This window comes from Bacillus sp. ME78, from assembly GCF_903970865.1.
Lineage (GTDB): Bacteria > Bacillota > Bacilli > Bacillales > Bacillaceae_G > Bacillus_A > Bacillus_A cereus.
On the sequence record NZ_CAJCKK010000003.1, the window covers coordinates 285,645 to 301,719 of the forward strand.

Below are 16,075 nucleotides of genomic sequence, written 5' to 3' on the forward strand. Positions count from 1 at the left end.
TACCCTCCATTACTTCAATGTAAGAAATTCTGCAATTGGTCCGAGTACTAACATCGGGAAGAATGTTAATGCACCGACAATTACAATTGTTCCGATGAAGATACCACCAAATAAACTATTATCTGTGCGGAACGTTCCGACTGTTTCTGGCACTACCGTTTTTTCTTTCAACGAAGCTGCCACAGCTAGCATCGTAATTAAACTGAAGTAACGTCCTAAAAACATAACTAAACCAGTCGTAATATTCCAAAACGGTGTATTATCTCCTAATCCTTCAAATCCAGATCCATTATTCGCAGCTGACGATGTATATTCATATACAACTTGTGTTAAACCGTGGAAACCGGAATGAGAAATAGCATCCGTTCCTAAATTTGTTGAAAGAGCTAATGCCGAAAATCCTAAAATGAGCAATGGATGAAATAAAATCGTGACTGCGATTAATTTCATTTCCTTACCTTCAATCTTTTTACCTAAAAACTCTGGTGTCCGTCCAACCATTAACCCAGATATAAACACCGCGATAATTGCATACATAATGATGTTTACAAAGCCTGCTCCAACTCCGCCATACACTGTATTTAACATCATATTTACGAGAGGAACTAGACCACCAATTGGTGTTAACGTATCATGCATCGTATTAACAGCGCCTGTTTCAGCAGCTGTCGTTACCGTTGCGTATAGTGAAGAAAATACTGTTCCAAATCGTACTTCTTTCCCTTCTGTACTTCCTTGTACATGTTCGATACCCATTCCATTTAATGCCGGATTCCCGTTTAGTTCAGATGTCGTAATCGTTATAAATCCTAGTAAAAATACCATAAAAAGTGACACGAAAAGGATGCGGCCTTGTTTTTTATTTCCGACCATTCTTCCGTACGTAAATGGAAGTGCTGTTGGTAATAACATCATAAGCATCATTTGCAAAATATTACTCATTTGTCCTGGATTTTCGAAAGGGTGCGTAGAGTTTGCTCCGAAAAATCCACCGCCGTTATTTCCAAGTTCCTTAATGGAAACGAATGATGCAACAGGTCCACGTAAAATACTTTGCTTTGCCCCATCAATCGTTTGTGCTGTAACCGCCCCATCTAACGTTTGTGGTACGCCAAGCGCGACAAAAACTAGTGCCGCAATAAATGCGATAGGAAGAAACACTCTCGTTAACGCTCTCGTAAAATCAACGAAAAAGTTACCAAGTTCTTTTCCAGCAAGTCCTCTTATAAAAGCCATAACGAGCGCTAATGTCGTTGCTGGTGCCGCAAACATTAAAAATGTAATTCCGATTAATTGTGATAAATAAGATAAACCATTTTCACCGCTATAATGCTGTAAGTTTGTATCAGCCATAAAACTAATTGCTGTATTAAAAGCGAGCGTAGACTCCATCCCTTCAATATGCGCTGGATTTAGTGGCAGCACACCTTGTAATCTGAAAATGAAGTATACGACAACGATCATAAATCCATTTAATAAAACTAATGATAATGCGTACTGTTTCCACGTTTGATTGTATGCTTTTACACCCGTAATTTTAAAAATAAGTTTTTCAAAAGGCCCGAATACTTTATCTAACGTTTTGCTACCTTGAAAAGCTTTTTCTAAATAAATCCCCGTTGGCTTTGCTACTAAAATAAACAAGAGCATTGTAATAATGACTGCAACCCAAATCATAATGAATGATTCCCCCTAATTAAAACTTCTCTGGATTTAATAATGCATACACTAAATACACTGTAATTGCTGCGACAATAACCGATAAGACAATCATCATGATTGCTTTCCTTCTTTCACAACTTTATCTGACCAACTTGCAAGACTTGCCATCGATGCAACTAATAAAATAAAAATCCCGACCATTACAACATCTAACATAACTATCCCTCTCTTCTTTTTTTTGTAAAAATTTACCATTAAAATATTAAAAAAGAACACTGAGCTCTACTCAGTGTTCAAAAAATGAACAACAAAAAGTAAACCTCCTCTCTAAACGCTTACGAGGTTAGCTGTCGGATTCGGGCCTAAAGAGTAGCCCTACTTTCAAAACTGAAAGATTCACCCCAAGTGACGATGCACAAAATTGGTTCCCCCGCTCCATTTCTGGAACTCAGCGATTTTAGGTTTTTTTGGAAATTTTATGAATGATTTATGAGAGTAAATATACTCCTCTATTTTTCACTTGTAAAGGGGTAAATTTCTGAAAATAATAATATTTACATTCGTTTAAACGCTTACATTGAAGTTTATTACTATCATTTCATCTATTTTCTTTATTTCTCTTCTCTTTTCTTAAAAATGACCTTTTAAATATGAAATAAAAAGAGCGAATGACATGAAGTGCATAGCTTGTTGCACTCAGCATTCGCTCTTTTTTATTCAACCTTTATTCTCCTCGTAAAAATGCACGTAAATTTCTCCCACGAATATAAACTTGTGTCAATTCTGCATGTAGCTGCTCATACTCGGTAATATCCATCTCTAAATACAAAGCATCTTTTGATGGTAATATAATATATGGCCCTGGAAAAAGGGGATCAATCTGGACCAATTCTTGAACTCGCTCTACTGATACTGCCCAACGATTTGCTATATCTCCAAGTAATAGTACCTTCATCATTTCTTCCCCCGCCCTATTCAAAAAATAAAAAAGAAATATTATCACAATTTGTAAACACGACAAACTTAGCTCCAATTGTTTCATAGAGCCTCGCTGGATATCGTTTATTCCTTGTAACAACAGTAATAGGTGCTTGAAAAGAAAAACGAATGTGTTCTGTGAAGAAACTAACGATTGGAAGCTCATCCCCTAGTAAAATGACCTTCTTAATACACTCACAAATACTAGTAAAATCCTGCTCCTTACTACAACTATAAGTCCAATCAAACCCACAATTCCTAACTTCAGCCGCTACCTCTTCATTTGCTGTAAAAATAACTAACTCATGTTGAAATGCAACTAGATCTCTTAAACTATTTACCTTACTTTCTTCTCCAACACAAATAAGTGTTAGTTCCATGTACCTCATCCTCCTTAGTATAAAAGAAATCAAACATAGATTGATATTCCCCTATACTAATCAGATCGATGAAGTGATGTATCCATCATGGCACCGTCCTCTCTCAAGACGCTTACGAAGTTAGCTGTCGGATTCGGGCTTTGAGAGTAGCCCTACTTTCAAATTTGAAAGATTCACCCCTAGTGACACTGCACAAATTGGTTCCTCCGCTCCATATAATTGGACTCAGCGTTTACAAAAAAATATATTCTGGCTGATATATTACTCCTGTATTTTGAAAAAGTAAACAGAAAAAAAGCCAGTTATAAAACTGGCTTTTCACTTATCTATACACGCGTTCTATTCACTTTATACGCAAAATGATTCGTTGGTCCATGACCACTACCAATATTCAATGGCTCTTCAATTGCTATACTAATAAATCGTTTTGCTTCTTGAACAGCATCTTCAATTGAGTATCCTTTCGCAAGTCCTGCTGTAACCGCTGAAGCAAATGTGCACCCACTTCCGTGCGTTTGCTTTGAAGGAATTCGCTCGCTTCTAAACTCAATAAATTCTTCTCCATCAAAGAGGAAATCAATTACTTCATTACCTTGATATTCTGCATGTCCGCCCTTCATAAGCACATATTTAGCACCTAATTCGTGCAATACTTTTGCAGCTTCCTTACTATCTTCAACATTATGAATCTCCATCCCAGTTAACACTTCTGCTTCTGGAACATTCGGTGTTATAACGGTTGCTACTGGTAATAAATATTCTTTTAATGCATGAACTGCTTCTTGCTGTAATAATGATGCACCGCCTTTTGCGATCATAACGGGATCTAGCACAATATTATTCCAGCCAAATTTTTTAATTTGTTCTGCAACAATTTGAATTATTTCACTACTAAATAACATTCCTAGTTTCACTGCATCTGGTGTTAAATCCGTACCAATTGAATTCAGCTGTTCTGTAATACCTTCTAACGGAACAGGATATACCCCTTGAACGCCAAGCGTGTTTTGAGCAGTAATTGCCGTAATAGCCGTCATTCCGTATACACCAAGCTCTTGGAATGTTTTTAAATCTGCCTGAATTCCAGCACCGCCGCCGCTATCAGATCCTGCAATTGTTAAAGCTTTATTCACTTTCATCCCACTCATCCTTTTCTATCCAAAATAACGATGATAAATCGTTTTTGCTTCGCTTATATCTTTCGTTCCATGTACGAGCACACGGCCATCTTTAAAGGCGACTAACCTCTTGTCTTCAACAGAAAATGATAGTAAATATGGATTTACATTTAAATCATTCACGCGACCTTCCAGCAACTCTTTATATTGTTCAAAATTCATTTCCTCTTTATGAGGTGGTCTAATTTGAACTGTATTTCGCCCGCATAAAACTGCTGTTTTTGATGTGTTCTCTTTATTTAAATACGGATATAATGCATTCTCTCCGCATGAAGAACAATTATGCTGGCGAAGCTTTTGCACATTCATACATGAATACTCATTCTTCCACATATCAAACGATACAAGCCCATCTCGAAGTGATTCGTAATCTTCTACTAACAGTTTAAGAGCTTCTGTTACTTGATGAGAAACGACAAGAGATACAGCAGGTGATATAATACCCGCTGTATCACATGTTGCCCCGCCAAGCGGAATCGACTGCAATAAACATGATAAACATGGTGTTTTACTAGGAATGATTGTGTAAGAAAGACCGTAACTACCTACACATGCACCGTAAATCCATGGAATAGAATATTTTTGTGCTATATCATTCACAATAAAGCGTGTTTCGAAATTATCAGTCGCATCAATAATTACATCAACGTTTGTAACAAGTTCTTCTAGCTCTTCAGCTGTTACATCTTGAACGAGAGCTTTTATTGTTACATCGCTATTAATCTCTTCTAAACGTTTTTTAGCCGCTATAGCTTTTGGGAGATTATTCTTTACGTCGCTCTCTGCATACAATTGTTGTCTTTGTAAATTACTCCAATCTACATAATCACGGTCAACAATTGTTATCTTGCCAACACCCGCTCTTACAAACATCTCTGCATTTGCACTACCTAATGCACCTGCACCGATAATAAGTACATGCTTTTCTCTTATCTTTTGCTGCCCTTCTGCTCCAATTGGAGAAAATAGTTCTTGGCGAGAATATCGATTATTCAACTACGCTCATTCCTTCTAAAGGACTACTTGCAGTTGCACAGCGCTTACGTGCAATACGACCTGCTTCAAATCCTAAACGTCCTGCTTCAATACTTAGTTTCATTGCCTGTGCCATTTTAATAGGATCTTTTGCTCCTGATACAGCTGTATTTAATAACACGCCATCTGCTCCTAATTCCATTGCAAATGCCGCATCAGCTGGGCTACCAATACCAGCATCAACGATAACTGGTACTGTCGCTTGTTCAATAATGAAGCCCAAATTTAATGGATTTACAATACCAAGTCCTGATCCGATTGGAGATGCTCCTGGCATAATCGCATGCACGCCAAGCTCTTGTAATTTACGTGCTAATACAACATCATCAGATGTGTACGGAAGTACGATAAATCCTTCTTCCAGTAACATTTCAGATGCCTTTAACGTTTCTACCGGATCCGGTAATAACGTTCTATCATCACCAATAACTTCTACCTTTATCATGTCACAAAGCCCAGAAGCTTTTGCTAATTTTGCAATACGAACAGCCTCTTCAGCGTTTTTTGCCCCTGCTGTATTTGGTAATAACGTATATTTTTTCACATCAAGTTTCTCTAATAAATTAGGTTGCTTTGCATCAAAGATATCCATACGACGTACTGCAAACGTTAAAATTTCAGCTTCAGAAACGTCAATTGCCTTTTGCTGTACGTCAAAATCAGGGAATTTACCTGTTCCTAATAACAGTCTAGAATGAAATGAAAATGGTCCAATGTTTAACATAATCAACCGCCTCCTACGAAAGTTACAATCTCAATTTGATCTCCATCAAAAACAGATGTATCTGTATGATCATCTTTTTGTAAAATATCTTTATTACGCTCTACTACAACAATTCTGTTATCTAGTTCTAAATGTGTAAGTAGCTCAGCTACTGTTTTTACACTCGCTGGCACTTCAATTTGGTTACCATTAATTTTTAAATTCAAACTTCCATCCCCTTTCTAAACTCTTCTAGAAAGCAATGAATCTAGCAAATAATTCTCTTGCTTTCCTTCTATTAAATCCGCCATATATTGGCCAGAAATAGGACTTAATAAAATACCGTTTCGATAATGGCCCGTGCAAGCATATAAACCTTTTATTTCTTCATGCTCTCCCATATAAGGAGCTTCATGGTTCGATTGTGGTCTTAATCCTGCCCACGTGCTTTCCCATTCTGCTTCTTTTAAAGCTGGCAATATTGTATAAGCACGCTCTAATATAGAAGTTATACTTTCTGGCTGCACAGTTTTATTGAACGTATGGTGCTTCATTGTTGCCCCAATTACGTAACGTCCACCGCGCTTTGGAGTAATGTAAAATCTTTCTTGAAAAATAGGTGCTTTTAAAAGTTGTTTTCTACTTCTTACCGCAACCACTTCTCCTTTAACTGGATATGTCCCCCAATCGTAGTGAAAATAACTGAGTAACTTCGTGCTCCATGAACCTCCTGCAATAACGACTTTTTCACATGTGATAATACCTTCGCATGTCAAAATTCCGGTCACTTTATTATTTTCAATACGAATATCAAATACTTCTGTCTGTTCATATATATCAGCACCTGACATTGCCGCAGAATGTGCGAATGCTTTCGTAAGCTCTGGTGCAATAACATGACCGTCTTTCGGATAATATACTGCTCCTATAATGGATTCGGATAGATACGGCTCTTTTTCCCGCACATGGTCTCCCGTTAGAAAATAGGAATCTTCACCTGTTTTCTGCTGCCAATCCATAATGTGAAGAATTCTTTCCTTCTCATCTCCATTTTGAGCAATACGATAAATTCCTTTTTCTTCATATCCAATATCAATACCCGTTTTTTCACGTAAAACTGCTGCAAGTTGTGGAAATATAGCTCGGCTTTCTCTAGCAAGTTCAAATAGCGGATCATACGCATCCCATTCTGCCTGAACACCAAGTAGACCAGCAGCTGCTTTTGAAGCTTCCGATGCAATTCTTTGCTTCTCCACAATCGCTACTTTATGTCCTCTTTCTGCTAGAAAATGTGCAACTGAACTACCAATTACACCACCACCAATAATCGCTACATCATACTTCTCACACATGTTTTTCCGCCCACTTTCTTATTGATTCCTTATAAGATTTCGCTTTGCTATACGGGTCACTACTACTTACAATTCCGGACATAACTGCTATACCGCTTACACCGTTAGTAAGGACATCCACTGCGTTTTCTGGAGTAATTCCTCCAATTGCTGTAATCGGTATAGATAAACACCTTGCAATGTCAGAAATTTCTTCAAGCCCTCTCGCTGGCACACCTTTTTTACAATCTGTCGGAAATACATGACCATAAACGAGTGAATCCGCTCCATTTTTAAATGCTACTATCGCTTCATCTAGCGAATGCACAGAATAACCAACATGCAAATACGAAAACTTTTCTTTCACTGACTTTACATCTGTGCTTCGATACCCTAGTTGAACACGAGGAATATTTAATAAAATTGCAATATCAATTCGATCATTTATGACAATTTTAGAAGCCGGAAAGCCTTCCATTAAAAGACTTTCCACACCTTCATATAACTCCTTCGTACTCTTCTCACGCTCACGAATATGCAAATAATCAATCTCACTCTCAATTTGCATCGCTACATTCACTAACTCTTCGAATGGCATATGACCATTTGAGATTACGTGGAGCTCATTTTTCATATTCATTCGCCTACTTTAAAATATTTTCGAATAGTTCATCGGCTGGAACGGTTTCTTTCGTCATTCCTTTGTCCTTCAGCCATTTATTTTGTTTCTCCCAAGATTCTTTTGAATCTGATAAAAATGGCTCATCTTTCGTTTCCATCTTCTCTAATAAAATTTTCATACTTTCCTTTTCAACTTCTGGCACAAGTGGGAAGTTTTCTTTTTCTTGATGATTTAATAAAATATTCAATGCTTCATCTGGGTTTTTCTTCATGAAATCATAGCCTTTTTTCGTACCACGTAAGAAAGCTTGCAACGCTTCTTTATCTTTTTTCAACGTTTTATCACCTGTTACAAACACAAGTTCATGATAGTTCGGTACTCCGTAATCAGCTGGATTAAAGTAAGCTGGTTCATGGCCTTCATGACGCATAACCGGTACTTCATGATTAATGTATGCCCCTGTTACCGCATCCACTTTTTTCGTAATTAAGGCTGGTACTAAATCAAATCCAACATCAACTACTTTCACTGTATCAGGATTACCACCAGCTTCTTTTACCATCGTTTTTAAATACATCTCACTTAAAGGTGTTCCAGAATATCCTACTGTTTTTCCTTCTAAATCTTTCGGTGATTGAATACCCGCTGATTTCAGCGATACGACATGATTTAATGGTGAACGTACGACAGCCCCAATTGATTTCACTGGAATTTGCTCATTTGCTCTTGCCATAACAACATCTGGCTGATAATACAAGCCAACTGTCACCTTCCCTGCTGCTGCCAATGTTAATGGATCAGTCGGATTAGAAGGGAATTTAATATTTACCTTTACACCTTCTTCTTTAAAGTATCCTTTTTCAATTGCTGCATAAATAAAGCTATGTACCGCATTTGGATACCAATCTAACATGACTGTTATTTCTTTCTCTTTTTTACTTTTTTCTGATGCTGAATTACTTGAACATCCTGTAATCATTGCAATTAATAATGTAAACACAAAGATGCGCTTTAAAAATTTCATGAATGCTTCCTCCAACTAATGAATTTCTTTTCTAATATGGAAATAAGTACGACGAAGAAAATAGCTAATAATGATAACAATACAATGGGTGCAAATACGCCAGCTCCATCTAACTGCGTCATCATTCTCTTACTGAAATATCCAAGTCCAGCTTGTGCACCGAGCCATTCTCCAATTGCTGCTCCGATAACACTAAGCGGAACTGCAATTTTTAAAGCTGAGAAAAAATAAGGAAGAGCAGACGGCAACTTTAATTTAAGAAAAATATCTCTTTTCGTTGCTCCATATGTAACTAAGAGCTCCTCCCATTCTTTTTTTGTACTACGCAGTCCATCATACGTATTGACCGCAATCGGGAAAAACGTAATTAAAACTGTGACAACAACCTTACTCCAAATTGTGTATCCAAACCATAAAACAAATAGCGGAGCAAGCGCAGTAATCGGAATCGTTTGTGAAGCAACTAATAATGGATAAAATGCTCTTTCCATCCATGTACTCGCATTCATTAACATCGCTAGCCCTACACCTAATACGATAGAAATAACAACACCTATTAAAACGACGTATAACGTTGCAGGTAAATGGACCGTAAATAATATGTCTTTTAGTTTCCATATCTTCATTACAATCGCAGACGGTGACGGTAAAATGTACATCTCATCTACAATTCTTGCTCCTATTTCCCACACAGCTAGTAAAATACTAGAAAGTGTAATAGCAGGAACTAATTCTTTCAATCGGTTCATCACACAAGTACCTGCCTTTGTAACATACTAAGAAGCTCATCTTTCAGCGCTAATACTTCCGGTTTATATAAATCTTTTCGTGTTCTGTTATGATCAAGTGGTACAATCCGCTCAGTCAAAGTCGTTATCGGCTGCTGTTCCACTACTAAAACTCGGTTCGAAAGAAATAACGCTTCTTCAACATCATGAGTAATGAATAAAATTGTTTTTTCCCACTCTTGCCATTGTTCAAACAGCCATTCTTGCAAAGAGGCCTTCGTTAAAGCATCTAACGCGCTAAACGGTTCATCTAATAACAATATCTCCCCGCCCGTTAACAAAGTTCGGATAAAAGATACGCGTTGCCTCATACCACCAGATAAATCTTTCGGATGTTTTGTCTCATATCCTTGTAAACCAAATTTATATAACAGTTCCTTTGCCTTTACTTGTGCTTCTTTCTTCTGTACACCTTGGCACTCTAGCGGCAGAGCAGCATTCTCAATAATTGTTCTCCACGGCAAAAGCATATCTTTTTGCGGCATATATCCTACAGGATGGTGCTTTGTTTCTGTCAGTTCTATCTTTCCAGTACTTACCTTCTCTAGGCCTGTAATAAGGCGAAATAAAGTACTTTTCCCACATCCACTCGGTCCGATAATACTGACAAACTCTTTCTCATGTATAGAAGCATTTAATTCATGGATGATTGGTTTCTCATCGTAATGAAAAGAAACATTATGAAACTGTAGTATGTTCTTGCTCCTCAAATCCCCACATCTCCTTACGATAGGACATATCCCAGAATAAATATTCAAATCGACTGGAATATAAGAAAATCTCCTCTAATCTATCTAGTTCTTTCTCAGACTTTCCAACTGCCATTTCATTTAATAAATCTATTAACCAAATACAAAGATTACCGTATTCTTCCGAACTATATCCTTGAATCCACTCACCAAAAAACTCATGATCTCTTGCTCCAGGAATATCATTTAAACGCTTTCCAATTTCCCAGTAGCTCCACATACATGGAAGAAGCGCTGCTATTAATTCTGCAAGTGTGCCATTTTGAGATACAGACATCATGTAATTTGTATAAGCTAAATTTTTAGCAGATGGTTTTGCAGACTCTATCTCCTCTATAGAAATTCCAAGTCTTTTTGCATATTGTTTATGGATTGTCATTTCGCCATTTAATATTCCATCAATTTGTTCAGCGAACTTTCCCATTACTTGTGGATTCGTTGCTTTTACAACACCAATCGCATATAATTTTGCATAATCTAGCAGATATAAATAATCTTGAATAATATAATACTGAAATTTATCTTTTTCTAACGTGCCATCTCCCATACCCACTACAAACGGATGATTATGACTCATCTCCCAAACCGGTTGCACAGTTTCTAATAATCTATCGCAAAATTTCATTTCTCTATCCCCTTTCAATATATGTATCTAAATAAAAAACCACTTCTATATATAAGAAGTGGTTACAGCAAATAAAATTATACATTTATTCGATGTTCCACTTCCCTTCGCTAGTATTACCTAGATCAGGTGTTATAAGGGTTAAGGATTATTCCTCTCTCAGCAAATCAAGCACCCCTAGTGGTTTCAATATGAAATTTTCAAATAAAAAAGCCCCGTTTCTATACGCAAAGAAACGGGGACTCATTGTTAGTGTCCGAATTGCTTCCCTACGCTAGCATAATCTAGATCAGGTAATAAAAAGGATCAAAGGCTTACGGCCTACTCTCAGCTGGCAACACCAGCTCTCCTAGCAAACTATAAAATTATCACTGTCAGTATAACACCCTAATAAGACATCATCAACTATTTTAATTTTCTTAATTATCAACAAAAAATTAAAGTTATACAATACATACATTCTATTTTAGAAAATAAAACTCCAATTAATTGTTTAAAAAGGAATCATTATCCTCAAAAAATTTATTTTTATATTGATTTCATATTACATTTATGTGAATACACCCACTATATTATATCTTTATACTATAATAAAATTACAACTATACAACTAGAGGAGGTCTCTATTCCATGAATATGAAAGCTACTGCTTTAACAGCAACTACTGTAGCGATTGCTTCTTTACTTCCTTCTATGGGTGAAACAAATGTACAAAAAGCAAACGCTGAACAATTATCTAATGTTAAAACTGGGTATGTCAAAGTCGATCAAGTAGCATTACATACAGAAGATAACGTAAAGAGCACATCAATTGATACAATTCGCTTTAATACAAAAGTGAACATCCTTGAAACAACTAATGGTTGGTATAAAGTATCTGTTCATAATAAAGTAGGTTATGTACAAAAAGATGCTATTTTACTAAAAAACAAACTTCAATCTAATGATCAATACATCGTCAATGCTAATGCATTAAACGTTCGCTCTGAACCTAATTTAGAATCTTCCATTTTAGATGTATTACCAAATGGCAAGTTTATTACCGTTCAAGAAGATCAAGGCGAATGGTATAAAATATCACATAATGGCCAAACGGGTTACGTACAAAAAGCATTCATCTCTAATGGTTCACAACCCTTAGTAAAAGGAATCACCGTTCAAAATAATACAAAATATACTGTTGCAACACCTAATCTGAATGTACGTAGCAACACTAGTACAAGTAGCGCTCTACTCGGTTCATTACAAAACGGTACACAAGTACAAGTAGTAGAAACTGTAGGAACTTGGTATAAAATTCGTTTTGGCACAGGATACGGATATGTAGCAAAACACTATGTAGTACAAAATCAACCACAGACTAAAACAGATCAGCCTTCATCTATTCCAGCTGCTTTCAAATTCCCTGCTCAAGGAAGAATTAGCTCAACCTTTGATATACGCTGGGAACAAATGCATTATGGTATAGATATTGCTGCTCCAGGGAACGTCTCTATCCAAGCTGCTGCTGCAGGTAAAGTTGTGAAATCTTATTATTCAGCTAGCTATGGCAATGTTGTGTTCATTGCGCATCAAATCAATGGGAAATTATATACAACTGTTTATGCTCATATGAAGGATCGCACTGTACAAACTGGTGATCAAGTACAAGCTGGACAATTAGTAGGTCATATGGGCAACACAGGTCATTCATACGGGCAACATCTTCATTTTGAATTACATAATGGAGAATGGAATTTTGAAAAAACAAATGCAGTAAATCCACTGCCATATTTAGTTAGGTAAATTGTATGCCGCGCAATATACCTCTTATAATTGAATACGCAGCCTTTTTAGGTTTAATCTGTTGTTTAATCATTTACAATACAAACATTGTATTTTTATCTATTATTATTGCTTTTGTTGCATTAGAAATTATGATGGAATCATTTCAAGTGCAACTAAAACAAAAAATTGCCCATATTTATAACGCTATATTTCTTTTGAGTGCTCTCATAACAAATATAATTAGTAATGGCTTTTATTTATCTACTGTATTTCCAGTATTCTTTATGGCTGTTTTATTATTTGTAGCTAGATATATTAATGTCCCTTATAACCAAAAACAAAAACAAGAACAAGAAGCTTAGAAAGAGGAGACACTGTGTACCAATCTTTCAAAGATACTCCAATAAAATACATATTGCTTTTGTATAAGAAAGCCAATACTTTTTTTGGTATACAAGGAAGTTATACTGCACAACTTCTCCTATATGGAATGTTGTTTCTTGTTTTAATCACTTTCTCCTTGTTTTACTAACAAAAAAGGATCTCACATAAACTGGAGATCCTTTTTAATTTATATTAATTTTTCATATCGAAAATATTGTTTATCCACAAGCATATTTTTCATAAATAAAGCTCAGATTATATTTTTTCTCTAAGCTCATTCGTTGTTCGTCATCGCACCAATAGAAAAGAATATCATGAATCGTTGCGTAACGCTTATTTTTAAGAAATAGCCTAAAGAATGATGGTAAACAATCATGTAATTGTATAAATATATAATTGCGTAGTGTTTCTTCTTTATATTTAATGCCCTTACAAATATACAGTAATTCTTCACAATAATATGCATGCTGTGGAACTTGTATCATCTCGAAAAATGGCACATAAGATAGTAGCTTTCCAATAAAATGACCGTATCGATCCATTACTCCTATCGTCATATGCTCCATCATTTCTTTCATTACATATAAATAATCATCTACATGTGTTGTCTTTAATGGGTCTAAGCGATCGGAAATTTGAGATAATACAGCTCTTTGACATGCTAAAACTGCCTGACTAGGTCCATAATATGATAGGAAATCTGTACACTTACGATATTTCCGTAATAAATCATGTGTATATAAATCATATACGAAAGTATTACAATACATTGCTAAACTCATCATATCACTATTTAATTGCTCTTTTGATAATGATTTCGCTCTCTTACACATATAAAAGAATGTAAATTCCAATACTTCTTTATGAGATAATAAATGTTTACAATCGGTTATACATTTCTCATTAAATTTAACTCTATCCCAAATTTCAATATCCCTATCTGTCAATTCACCTATACGATATTTAATAATTAAATAGTTTAAAGCAACTGATTGCGTCAAAAGATCCCATGTTTCATATTCCAATGAAGTATGAACAAACTCAGCTAATCCTTGTGCTATCATAAAAGCATTTGCCTCTTCATACCAACCAATCTCTTGGCATAAGCGAAGAATACGCACTAAAGTTGGAATTTCATCTTTATGAAACTGCGGTAAATTCTTTACTTTATTCATGCCATATACGATAAATGCCGCTAAATTTTCTTCTTTATAAAATTCTTTCTCTTTCCATACTAATATAGTTCGTTCTTTCCCCTCACCTTTTGGGTGACAAGGTACAAGCAAAGAAAATAATTCAGCAAAATTATTTGGTTCTATATATGTATCTGTAACCAAATTCCAATTTGGATCGCCCTGTACAGCCTTCATATAATTCCCCTTCCCTTTTCATCTATGTAGGAAATATTAATTTATTATCGTACCACTAAAAATTAATATTGTTATATTCGAAATCTCTCATAATACTTATATCTATCAGTATATCATCTTTTCTCTTATTAAAAATGAAGAATAACAAATTTAAAAAAACTGTGGAAATTATTAACCATATCCTTATTATATAATGTCTCAGATACATCACGCTAACATATTAGTTTAATCCATATATACTAGAATAATGCATCTGAACTTTATATATAATTTAGCTCTTTATGAGTGACCATTAAAATCTCGGTTAATTAAAGTTTCAATTTACTCTGTACGCTCTGAGATTTCGCTCAAGGCAAATCCAGCTTGATCATCTGCCGATTCCCTTATAGCTAAATCTCCTAGTGCTAACATGCCAATAAGCTGACCACTATCAACTACTGGTAACCGTCTAATTTGATACTGTGCCATTAGCTCTGTAGCTTTTTCAATAGAATCATTTGGAGAAACTGAGATAATATTTGTTGTCATTACATTTGTAATTTTATTAGATCCAGGATGTTTTTCAGCAATCCCTCGAACAACTAAATCTCGATCAGTAACAAGCCCAACAACCTGCTCATTTTCAACAACAGGAATTAACCCAACCGATTCTTCCTTCATTTTTACAGCTGCCTCATATACATTGTCTAGCGGTGTACAATGTACAATATGGGTACTCATTAAGTCTCTAACTCGTGTCATTATTTATTTCCTCCTTTTTATACATACCATAGCTTTTCCAAAATTCCTTTATTTATTTCTGGAAAGTAAAATGATAAAAAGGATCAACAAAATAAAAAAGAGCCAGCATAATGCTGACTCTTTTTTGTATGACCCGTACGGGATTCGAACCCGTGTTACCGCCGTGAAAGGGCGGTGTCTTAACCACTTGACCAACGGGCCATGGCTCCGCAGGTAGGACTCGAACCTACGACCGATCGGTTAACAGCCGATAGCTCTACCACTGAGCTACTGCGGAATAATATATGGTGGGCCTAAATGGACTCGAACCATCGACCTCACGCTTATCAGGCGTGCGCTCTAACCAGCTGAGCTATAGGCCCATATACTTTACAGGGGCAGTAGGAATCGAACCCACACTGGAGGTTTTGGAGACCTCAGTTCTACCTTTAAACTATGCCCCTAAATGATGCCGGCTAGAGGACTTGAACCCCCAACCTACTGATTACAAGTCAGTTGCTCTACCAATTGAGCTAAGCCGGCATAAAAAAAATGGTGGCTCGGGACGGAATCGAACCGCCGACACGAGGATTTTCAGTCCTCTGCTCTACCGACTGAGCTACCGAGCCAACATAAATGGCGGTCCCGACCGGGGTCGAACCGGCGATCTCCTGCGTGACAGGCAGGCATGTTAACCACTACACCACGGGACCATTTGGTTGCGGGGACAGGATTTGAACCTGCGACCTTCGGGTTATG

At 36.3% G+C, this 16,075-nt stretch carries 19 protein-coding genes, 7 tRNA genes and 4 riboswitches; of the genes, 2 read left to right on the plus strand and 24 right to left on the minus strand.

Features of this window, described 5'->3' with window-relative positions; translation table 11 throughout:
• Positions 1-9: 9 nt before the first annotated feature.
• From kdpA to tenA, 15 genes are all read right to left on the minus strand, one after another.
• A complete protein-coding gene (gene kdpA, locus H6481_RS06935) occupies positions 10-1,677 on the minus strand; it encodes a potassium-transporting ATPase subunit KdpA (protein WP_071731149.1) in 1,668 nt (555 codons plus the stop codon).
• Positions 1,678-1,696: 19 nt separating this feature from the next.
• Positions 1,697-1,777, minus strand: coding sequence for a K(+)-transporting ATPase subunit F (gene kdpF, locus H6481_RS06940; RefSeq protein ID WP_000973728.1), 81 nt, complete (start codon positions 1,775-1,777; stop codon positions 1,697-1,699).
• A complete protein-coding gene (locus H6481_RS06945) occupies positions 1,774-1,878 on the minus strand; it encodes a SipW-dependent-type signal peptide-containing protein (RefSeq protein WP_000887894.1) in 105 nt (34 codons plus the stop codon). Before H6481_RS06945 ends, kdpF begins: the two co-directional genes overlap by 4 nt.
• 102 nt (positions 1,879-1,980) lie before the next feature.
• Positions 1,981-2,126, minus strand: a riboswitch (cyclic di-AMP (ydaO/yuaA leader).
• A 260-nt stretch (positions 2,127-2,386) separates the two neighbouring features.
• A complete protein-coding gene (locus H6481_RS06950; protein ID WP_002025339.1) occupies positions 2,387-2,620 on the minus strand; it encodes a hypothetical protein in 234 nt (77 codons plus the stop codon).
• Positions 2,621-2,633: 13 nt separating this feature from the next.
• Positions 2,634-3,020, minus strand: a complete 387-nt coding sequence (locus H6481_RS06955) for a hypothetical protein (protein ID WP_000424087.1) — start codon at positions 3,018-3,020, stop codon at positions 2,634-2,636.
• A 93-nt stretch (positions 3,021-3,113) separates the two neighbouring features.
• A riboswitch (cyclic di-AMP (ydaO/yuaA leader) is annotated at positions 3,114-3,261 on the minus strand.
• An 85-nt stretch (positions 3,262-3,346) separates the two neighbouring features.
• On the minus strand, positions 3,347-4,159 hold the full coding sequence (gene thiD / locus H6481_RS06960; RefSeq protein WP_029441655.1) for a bifunctional hydroxymethylpyrimidine kinase/phosphomethylpyrimidine kinase: 813 nt from the start codon (positions 4,157-4,159) through the stop codon (positions 3,347-3,349).
• Between the two features lie 15 nt (positions 4,160-4,174).
• Positions 4,175-5,194, minus strand: coding sequence for a thiazole biosynthesis adenylyltransferase ThiF (gene thiF, locus H6481_RS06965; RefSeq protein ID WP_001065409.1), 1,020 nt, complete (start codon positions 5,192-5,194; stop codon positions 4,175-4,177).
• On the minus strand, positions 5,187-5,957 hold the full coding sequence (gene thiG / locus H6481_RS06970; RefSeq protein ID WP_000931980.1) for a thiazole synthase: 771 nt from the start codon (positions 5,955-5,957) through the stop codon (positions 5,187-5,189). The genes thiF and thiG overlap by 8 nt, the downstream gene beginning before the upstream one ends.
• 2 nt (positions 5,958-5,959) lie before the next feature.
• Entirely contained in the window at positions 5,960-6,163 is a 204-nt protein-coding gene (gene thiS, locus H6481_RS06975; protein ID WP_001049502.1) for a sulfur carrier protein ThiS, read from the minus strand.
• 15 nt (positions 6,164-6,178) lie between these two features.
• Positions 6,179-7,288, minus strand: a complete 1,110-nt coding sequence (gene thiO, locus H6481_RS06980) for a glycine oxidase ThiO (protein ID WP_071731148.1) — start codon at positions 7,286-7,288, stop codon at positions 6,179-6,181.
• Complete coding sequence (tenI, locus tag H6481_RS06985; RefSeq protein WP_000787167.1) at positions 7,281-7,901, minus strand: thiazole tautomerase TenI; 621 nt, start codon at positions 7,899-7,901, stop codon at positions 7,281-7,283. Before tenI ends, thiO begins: the two co-directional genes overlap by 8 nt.
• A gap of 10 nt (positions 7,902-7,911) precedes the next feature.
• A complete protein-coding gene (locus H6481_RS06990; protein WP_000670422.1) occupies positions 7,912-8,913 on the minus strand; it encodes an ABC transporter substrate-binding protein in 1,002 nt (333 codons plus the stop codon).
• Positions 8,910-9,662, minus strand: coding sequence for an ABC transporter permease (locus tag H6481_RS06995; protein WP_001080857.1), 753 nt, complete (start codon positions 9,660-9,662; stop codon positions 8,910-8,912). The genes H6481_RS06990 and H6481_RS06995 overlap by 4 nt, the downstream gene beginning before the upstream one ends.
• Complete coding sequence (locus H6481_RS07000; RefSeq protein ID WP_001256790.1) at positions 9,662-10,411, minus strand: ABC transporter ATP-binding protein; 750 nt, start codon at positions 10,409-10,411, stop codon at positions 9,662-9,664. Before H6481_RS07000 ends, H6481_RS06995 begins: the two co-directional genes overlap by 1 nt.
• Positions 10,380-11,075, minus strand: coding sequence for a thiaminase II (gene tenA / locus H6481_RS07005; RefSeq protein WP_000666826.1), 696 nt, complete (start codon positions 11,073-11,075; stop codon positions 10,380-10,382). The genes H6481_RS07000 and tenA overlap by 32 nt, the downstream gene beginning before the upstream one ends.
• An 85-nt stretch (positions 11,076-11,160) precedes the next feature.
• A riboswitch (TPP riboswitch) is annotated at positions 11,161-11,264 on the minus strand.
• A gap of 60 nt (positions 11,265-11,324) precedes the next feature.
• Positions 11,325-11,436: riboswitch (TPP riboswitch) on the minus strand.
• 269 nt (positions 11,437-11,705) lie between these two features.
• On the opposite strand from tenA, the gene H6481_RS07010 reads away from it, so the two are divergent.
• A complete protein-coding gene (locus H6481_RS07010; RefSeq protein ID WP_001056046.1) occupies positions 11,706-12,860 on the plus strand; it encodes an SH3 domain-containing protein in 1,155 nt (384 codons plus the stop codon).
• A gap of 5 nt (positions 12,861-12,865) precedes the next feature.
• A complete protein-coding gene (locus H6481_RS07015) occupies positions 12,866-13,204 on the plus strand; it encodes a hypothetical protein (protein WP_001137818.1) in 339 nt (112 codons plus the stop codon).
• A gap of 240 nt (positions 13,205-13,444) precedes the next feature.
• Here the strand turns inward: H6481_RS07015 and H6481_RS07020 are convergent, their stop codons facing one another.
• The 9 genes from H6481_RS07020 to H6481_RS07060 form a co-directional block, all read right to left on the minus strand.
• Complete coding sequence (locus H6481_RS07020) at positions 13,445-14,596, minus strand: DUF3965 domain-containing protein (protein ID WP_182811281.1); 1,152 nt, start codon at positions 14,594-14,596, stop codon at positions 13,445-13,447.
• Positions 14,597-14,917: 321 nt separating this feature from the next.
• Positions 14,918-15,337 carry a CBS domain-containing protein gene (locus H6481_RS07025; protein WP_000199012.1) on the minus strand — a complete coding sequence of 140 codons (420 nt, stop codon included), beginning with the start codon at positions 15,335-15,337 and terminating at the stop codon, positions 14,918-14,920.
• Between the two features lie 129 nt (positions 15,338-15,466).
• Positions 15,467-15,538: transfer RNA gene (locus tag H6481_RS07030), tRNA-Glu, on the minus strand.
• Position 15,539: 1 nt separating this feature from the next.
• Positions 15,540-15,614, minus strand: a tRNA-Asn gene (locus H6481_RS07035).
• A gap of 8 nt (positions 15,615-15,622) precedes the next feature.
• Positions 15,623-15,699: transfer RNA gene (locus H6481_RS07040), tRNA-Ile, on the minus strand.
• Between the two features lie 10 nt (positions 15,700-15,709).
• A tRNA-Trp gene (locus tag H6481_RS07045) sits at positions 15,710-15,780 on the minus strand.
• Positions 15,781-15,786: 6 nt separating this feature from the next.
• A tRNA-Thr gene (locus H6481_RS07050) sits at positions 15,787-15,859 on the minus strand.
• Positions 15,860-15,869: 10 nt separating this feature from the next.
• A tRNA-Phe gene (locus H6481_RS07055) sits at positions 15,870-15,945 on the minus strand.
• A gap of 8 nt (positions 15,946-15,953) precedes the next feature.
• Positions 15,954-16,029 (minus strand) — tRNA-Asp (locus H6481_RS07060).
• Positions 16,030-16,075 lie beyond the last annotated feature (46 nt).